This is a genomic window from Metabacillus niabensis, from assembly GCF_902829255.1.
Taxonomy (GTDB): domain Bacteria; phylum Bacillota; class Bacilli; order Bacillales; family Bacillaceae; genus Metabacillus; species Metabacillus niabensis.
Map to the genome: position 1 here is coordinate 1 of NZ_CADEPK010000088.1, position 6633 is coordinate 6633.

7 protein-coding genes are annotated in these 6633 nt (G+C 37.4%); all 7 read right to left on the reverse strand.

The window, feature by feature from the left end; genetic code table 11:
- Positions 1–177: 177 nt before the first annotated feature.
- The gene (gene glyA, locus HU235_RS09180) at positions 178–1419 is read right to left on the reverse strand and encodes a serine hydroxymethyltransferase (protein ID WP_174880024.1); all 1242 of its coding nucleotides are present in this window, start codon (positions 1417–1419) and stop codon (positions 178–180) included.
- A gap of 437 nt (positions 1420–1856) precedes the next feature.
- A complete protein-coding gene (locus HU235_RS09185; protein WP_095301782.1) occupies positions 1857–2429 on the reverse strand; it encodes a TIGR01440 family protein in 573 nt (190 codons plus the stop codon).
- An 18-nt stretch (positions 2430–2447) separates the two neighbouring features.
- Entirely contained in the window at positions 2448–2894 is a 447-nt protein-coding gene (gene rpiB / locus HU235_RS09190; protein WP_095301781.1) for a ribose 5-phosphate isomerase B, read from the reverse strand.
- 41 nt (positions 2895–2935) lie between these two features.
- Positions 2936–4237: a methyl-accepting chemotaxis protein gene (locus tag HU235_RS09195; RefSeq protein ID WP_095301780.1), complete on the reverse strand. Its 1302-nt coding sequence runs from the start codon at positions 4235–4237 to the stop codon at positions 2936–2938.
- A 26-nt stretch (positions 4238–4263) separates the two neighbouring features.
- The gene (locus HU235_RS09200) at positions 4264–4713 is read right to left on the reverse strand and encodes a low molecular weight protein arginine phosphatase (protein ID WP_095301779.1); all 450 of its coding nucleotides are present in this window, start codon (positions 4711–4713) and stop codon (positions 4264–4266) included.
- A gap of 444 nt (positions 4714–5157) precedes the next feature.
- Positions 5158–6015: a TIGR03943 family putative permease subunit gene (locus tag HU235_RS09205; protein WP_174880025.1), complete on the reverse strand. Its 858-nt coding sequence runs from the start codon at positions 6013–6015 to the stop codon at positions 5158–5160.
- A 30-nt stretch (positions 6016–6045) separates the two neighbouring features.
- Positions 6046–6633: permease (locus HU235_RS09210; protein WP_174880026.1), on the reverse strand; the 588-nt coding region annotated here is incomplete at its 5' end.

Genomic DNA, 6633 nt, shown 5'->3' on the forward strand with positions numbered 1-6633 from the left:
CACTTCAATAAATTTTACAGAAAATCGATAATAGTTTCAAGTTATATCAATGGATTTATACATTATTTTCAGGACTTAAACACTAGTGAGGGGATTTTTAGTTCCATTGCTCGCTTTACTATTTTGTTTATCAATGCAAAAAGGACGACAATTCACTTGTCGTCCTGTTATCTTTTCTTATAGATTACGATATAAAGGGAATTTGCTTGTTAGAGCTTCTACACGTTGCTTAGCTTCTGCTAATTTTGCTGCATCTTCATTGTTTTTAAGAGCAAACGCGATAATGCTACCGATTTCGTCCATTTCCTCTAAACCGAAGCCACGGCTTGTTACAGCTGCAGTACCAATACGAATTCCGCTTGTTACGAATGGGCTTTCTGTTTCAAAAGGAATTGTATTTTTGTTTACAGTGATTCCAATTTCATCAAGCACATGTTCAGCAACCTTACCAGTTAATTGAAGTGAACGAACATCTACTAATAATAAATGGTTATCAGTACCACCCGAAACAAGTGTTAAGCCTTCTGATTGTAATTTTTCTGCTAAACGCTTTGCATTATCAATGATGTTTTGAGCATACGTTATGAAGCTATCTTGAAGTGCTTCACCGAATGAAACTGCCTTCGCAGCAATTACGTGCATTAGCGGGCCACCTTGAATACCAGGGAAGATCGATTTATCGATTTTCTTACCGAATTCTTCTTTACATAAAATCATACCGCCACGTGGTCCACGAAGTGTTTTATGTGTTGTAGTTGTAACAAAGTCTGCATATGGCACTGGATTTTCATGTAAGCCAGCAGCAACAAGTCCTGCAATGTGTGCCATATCGACCATGAAATACGCTCCTACTTCATCAGCAATTTCACGGAATCTCTTAAAGTCAATTGCTCTAGGATATGCACTAGCACCAGCAACGATTAATTTTGGTTTGTGTGTTCTTGCTTTTTCTAACACATCATCATAATTAATACGATGTGTTACTTCGTCAACACCGTATTCAACAAAGTTGTATTGAACACCACTAAAGTTAACTGGGCTACCGTGAGTTAAGTGACCGCCATGAGATAAGTTCATCCCTAAAACAGTATCACCATGCTCTAAAATCGTGAAATACACGCCCATGTTTGCTTGTGCGCCAGAGTGAGGCTGTACGTTAACATATTCTGCTCCAAAAATTTGCTTTGCACGTTCTCTTGCAATATCTTCGACAACATCAACATGCTCACAACCACCATAATAACGACGGCCAGGATATCCTTCTGCATATTTATTTGTAAGGACTGAACCTTGAGCTTCCATTACTGCTTCACTAACAAAGTTTTCTGATGCAATTAATTCAATTTTCGACTCTTGACGCTTACGCTCTAACTGAATCGCTTCAAAAATTTTCGCATCTTGTTCTGGTAAATGTTTCATTCTGAATCGTATCTCCCTTCATTTCAAACCTATAAGATAAATTACAACGTCTAATTCCATCTATATTGTACACGGTAATTAGCAAGAATGTAATAGATTTTCTAAAATATTTTCGTGAATCTTACTATTTTCCAAAAAATCGAACCTTAAAAACGAATATTATTCGCAAATAATGTTTTAATTATTCGTTTTATTACGATTTAAGTACATCTTTGTTCAAAAGATTAATACACCTATTTTCGTTACTTTTTCTGACAATGTCAACTATAATGTTTGAAAATTCCGCAACTATTTTATTTAAATGCGAAATTGGAGTAAAGGTTGATTTCTTATTAATATATCCGTTTTTAGAAAAGAGCCTAGTATTTTTAACAAACGTTTAAAGAAGAACGAAAGCTACAAAAAAATGACCTCGGTTCAATTCCGAGGTCATTTGGTTAGCGGCACGTCTGATTATCAATGTCTAATTCATAAACCGCTCTAGAACCACCTATTAACTTTGGACGGGTTTTCGCCATTGTAACGTGGGCAGAACCAATTTGTTTGATTTTGCTTCGAAGTGGCACTGCGACATGCTTTAGATGCATGCCGATAAAAGTATCACCGATATCAATACCCGCATCTGCTTTTATAAACTCTACAACAGCTGGATGTTCCATGTGCTGATATGCATAGGTCGCCATTGAACCTCCTGCCTTTTTGACAGGAATGACCGTCACCTCGTCAAAGCCTTTTTCCTTTGCAACGGCTTTTTCAACTACTAACGCTCTGTTAAGATGTTCACAGCATTGAAAGGCAAGGTGCACACCTGTGCTTTGCTGAAACTGAGAAAGCAAGTGAAAAATCATTTTGGCTACGTCCTCAGAGCCTGCTGTACCTATCTTTTCTCCAATTACTTCACTCGTACTGCACCCAATGACAAGCAAATCGCCAGCCTCCAATTGGGCCTGGGCATGAAAATCCTCTAATAGCACCGATAAATCATGCTGCCAACCTTCGAGATTTGCCATTTGTTTTCCGCTTCCTTCTTATAAATGTTCGTTTTCGTATTCGCTGATTTTGCCTACACGTGTTGCATGACGCCCACCTTGAAATTCAGTTGTTAACCAAATTTTCGCGATCTCACGAGCAAGGCCTGGACCGATAACACGCTCACCCATTGAAAGAACATTCGTGTCATTATGCTCCCGTGTTGCTTTAGCACTGAATGTATCATGAACTAAGGCACAACGGATACCCTTTACTTTATTCGCTGCAATACTCATACCTATACCTGTCCCACAAATTAGGATGCCTCTATCTACTTCACCACTTACGACCATATTTGCAACAGGTATCGCATAATCTGGATAATCGACAGATGTTTCACATTCACAGCCCATATCTTTATATTCAATGTTCATTTCTTCTAATAATGCAATAATTTCTTTACGAATATTGATACCACCATGATCTGACGCAATTGCTACTTTCATTGTATCCTCCTAAAGAATTTTGACATTTAATCTCTATCCTTTTATTTTACCGCTTGGATATTGAATCGATCAATGTTTTTCCTTAGTTTGTCCGCACTTTCCGCAAGGCTTGCGCTTAAATCATTTAACTGCTCAATATGGTTCGTTTGGTCGACAATAGCAGATGCGACTTCTTGAGCACCTGCTGACGTCTCCTCAGCAATTGCCGCCACTTCCTCTGATTGTGCACCAGTCGTTTGTAGAGAATTCATTTGTTGTTGGACAAGTCCGCTAATTTGCGAAACAGCTTTAGCAACTTCCATAATAGATTGACTCGTTTCTTCAAGCATTTTACCAGACGTTTGGCCATTGTGTGCTTGTGCCTTTGCGGTTTCTACTTGTTCTCCGATTTGACCAACTACATTTTGAACCTCTTGCTGTATATTTTCAATTAGCCCTGTAATCCCTTGAACTGCTTTTGCGCTCTCATCAGCAAGCTTTCTTACTTCCTCTGCCACGACAGCAAATCCTTTACCATGCTCACCTGCTCTCGCTGCTTCAATAGATGCGTTTAATGCTAATAAGTTTGTTTGATTAGCAATATCGCCAACTAACGAAACAATTGTCGAAACCTCATTCGCATGTTCCTCTAAGCGACGTACCGCTGTCATCGATGCTTCATTCTCTTCTGCTAATTTTTGTATCCCTGAAATTAAGGAATCATACACCTGCTTACTTTCTGAAAGAGATGAAACCATTTCATTGGACATTTTTTCAGAGGAGGCTGCTTTGTTTTCTACTTGTGTTGCAAATTCAATAATATCCTCTACCGCTGAGGCTGTCTCTTGAATTGAACTAGCAGATTGATCAGCACCGCGTGAAATTTCTTGAACAGTTGTCGAAATTGCTTCCGCCTGCTTTGCAGCATTACTTGAAGCGGCTGCCATTTTTTTCACCTGCTCATTTGTTTCCTGAAAATTATCCTCAATGCTTTGCACCATACTTCTCATATTTTGTTGCATTTGATTGAACGCAAGTGTTAAGCCTTTAATTTCATCATCGCTTTTCGGCACTGGAACATCCTCATGAATATCACCATCTGCTGCTCTGTATGCTGCAGTTTCAAGTCTGTGTAAGGCTCTTGTTATAAAGCCTGCACCAAAGTATGTGAGAATCCCTGACCAAATAATCCCCAATATTAAAGTAATTAATGTAAAAACTTCTTCATCAATAATATTGTCAGCAAAATTGACTAGATAATAGATAAAAAATGCACTAGTTGAATAGGTTATTAACGCCAATACTGTTGTAAACACGACAAGCTTGAGTCTTAGACTAAACTTATATTTTTTTCTGCTTTTCATCCTTGTTTCTCCTCTTCAACATTTTTCTAACTTTCAAGTTGTTCTATCAATTTTGAAATGTACTTTTCTAAATCCTCTAATGTTCGCTTGTAGGTAGATAACGAGCCTCCAAACGGGTCGGTAATGTCTTTATTCCCCATTCCTTTCTCACCAACATATTCTGCAAGTGTGAACGTTTTGCGTCCCGCGTCTGGATAATAATCAATCACCGATTGTTTATGACTATTCGTCATCGTTAAAATAATTGTTGCCCATTCAACTAGCTCAGGGCTAAGACTTGAAGATTGATGCTCGCACGCAATCCCCTTTTCACGTAGCGCCTCAATCGCATTGGGGGATGCGTTATTCCCATCCATAGCAAAAACTCCCGCTGATTTCACCTCAATTTGTTCAGATGTTTTCAGATGCTTCAATAATGCCTCTGCCATTGGACTTCTACACGTATTTCCTGTACAAACAAATAGTACTTTGGTCACACAAAAACACTCCCTTTTATCATTATAATGGAAATATTATTAAGAAAATAGTCAAGTTTTGAATTTTTTGTATAATTCTTTATACCTAGTTCTAACCCTTCCACGTAAAGGGTAGTTATCTACATTATTCCTGAATACATAACCTCATGACAAGAAATCAAAAGCTTCCATCTTCTATTATTTAACATAGGATACTTTCACAGTTTAAAACAGAGGAATCAAAATCACAATTATTGAATTTTTCTCATTAGCTGTTCTCGTATTCTTTTTATTCAATTCGTTTTCATTGTATGTACTTTACTCAATTGTAAGGGTAATTCATCAAGGACATACACTTCCTTTGTAGAAATTGTTATCTTCTTATTCTATTCAGCTAAAAAACATAACAAAAGGCAATGATGCGCAAACACCATTGCCTCTATCTTCTATTTTGCTTTTTAACAATTAAAATACGTATATATACGGGTCTGATGGAGCTTCTATTTTTTCAAGCTTGCCGATTTCAATTAAAGGAATGTCTCGGTCATTTTTGTTTGTTTTATTAATGACTCCCGTTACCTTTACCCATTCATCATTTTTCAAATCTTTTGCTGCTTCCCCTGTTGCCATCGTTCCCATTACCTGAAGGTCAGCTACACAGCATGAAACTGTAAATCTAGAAATCGACATTTCATCCTGGGCAAAATCAGTTTCACGATAAACGAAGCCAACAATTTCAATTTCTTTCCCTACAAACTTATCTAAATTAGTTTCAATATACTTTGTTATTTTTGAGTATTCAGCATCGGTTACTGTAATTTTATCACTATTCAGCAAGCCTTCTAAATACATTTCATCAACACTCTTCGCTTCTGGGCTACTCGTTTCAGCCGTCGTCGTTTTCGTTTCATTGCTTGCAGTCTGTGCTGCTTCAACCTGTGTATTCGCAGTACCAAAATTTATACCACGATTTTTAATGACGGAACTATCTAACACTACTTCTGGAAACATAAACCCTGTTAAAACAGGAAAGAGAAATAGAGAATATACAAATAAGGATTTCACTGGTGATCTCTTCCCTGTATGATCAAGCCCACAATCGCAATAAATGTCTAATTCCTTCTTTGAATCACTTCGCCAAATTTGGAGAATCCCTAATATCAAAAACGTCCCCGCTGCAAAATAGACGAATGGGAGCATTTTAGGGGCAATGAAGTTTGTAATATCACCTGAAATAATTAATTTAAATAATAGTAAAGTGAAGCCTACTAAAATAATGCCTCGAATATATTTTTGAAAGCCTAAGTCATTCGTTTGATCCATCTGCTTTCCTCCGTTCTTCTTTTTATTTCCTTAAATAAACTGTTGATAGATGATAACGCCAAAATAGACGATAGCTGTAACAATGATAATGAAGCAAAGAACAAATTTCGTCCGGAAATAGGCAAATAATAGTATCGTATTTTTCATATCTAGCATCGGACCATAAACGAGGAATGCTAGCAGAGCACCCGGTGCAAATGTCGTACCAAACGATGCTGCAACAAAGGCGTCTGCCTCTGAGCATAGTGACAGAACAAATGCAAAGCCCATCATCACAAGCGGTGAGCTAAATTCATTTGATCCTAAGGATAAAAGCACCTCTCGATTTAAGAAGGTTTGGAATAAGCTAGCGATAAATGCACCTAGAATCAAGTATTTCCCCATATCAAAAAACTCATCACTAGCGTGGTAAAAGGTCGCCTTCCATTTATTTACTTGCAATGTTTCTTGCTTTTGCGCTTCATTACCTACTAGTTCTTCTGAAGTTAGCTTTAATTGATTACTATTTTTAAAAAATAAATAGATGACAAGTCCTATAATCATTGATAATACGAATGCTAAGCCCATGCGCCCGACTAAAATAGATGGATTAGACTGAAAAGCAAAGTATGTTGATGC

Excerpts from the sequence above, each read along its gene's own strand:
- HU235_RS09185 (WP_095301782.1), bottom strand. The coding sequence starts at position 2,429 with ATGGCAAATCTCGAAGGTTGGCAGCATGATTTATCGGTGCTATTAGAG.
- glyA (WP_174880024.1), bottom strand. The coding sequence starts at position 1,419 with ATGAAACATTTACCAGAACAAGATGCGAAAATTTTTGAAGCGATTCAG.
- rpiB (WP_095301781.1), bottom strand. The coding sequence starts at position 2,894 with ATGAAAGTAGCAATTGCGTCAGATCATGGTGGTATCAATATTCGTAAA.
- HU235_RS09205 (WP_174880025.1), bottom strand. The coding sequence starts at position 6,015 with ATGGATCAAACGAATGACTTAGGCTTTCAAAAATATATTCGAGGCATT.
- HU235_RS09195 (WP_095301780.1), bottom strand. The coding sequence starts at position 4,237 with ATGAAAAGCAGAAAAAAATATAAGTTTAGTCTAAGACTCAAGCTTGTC.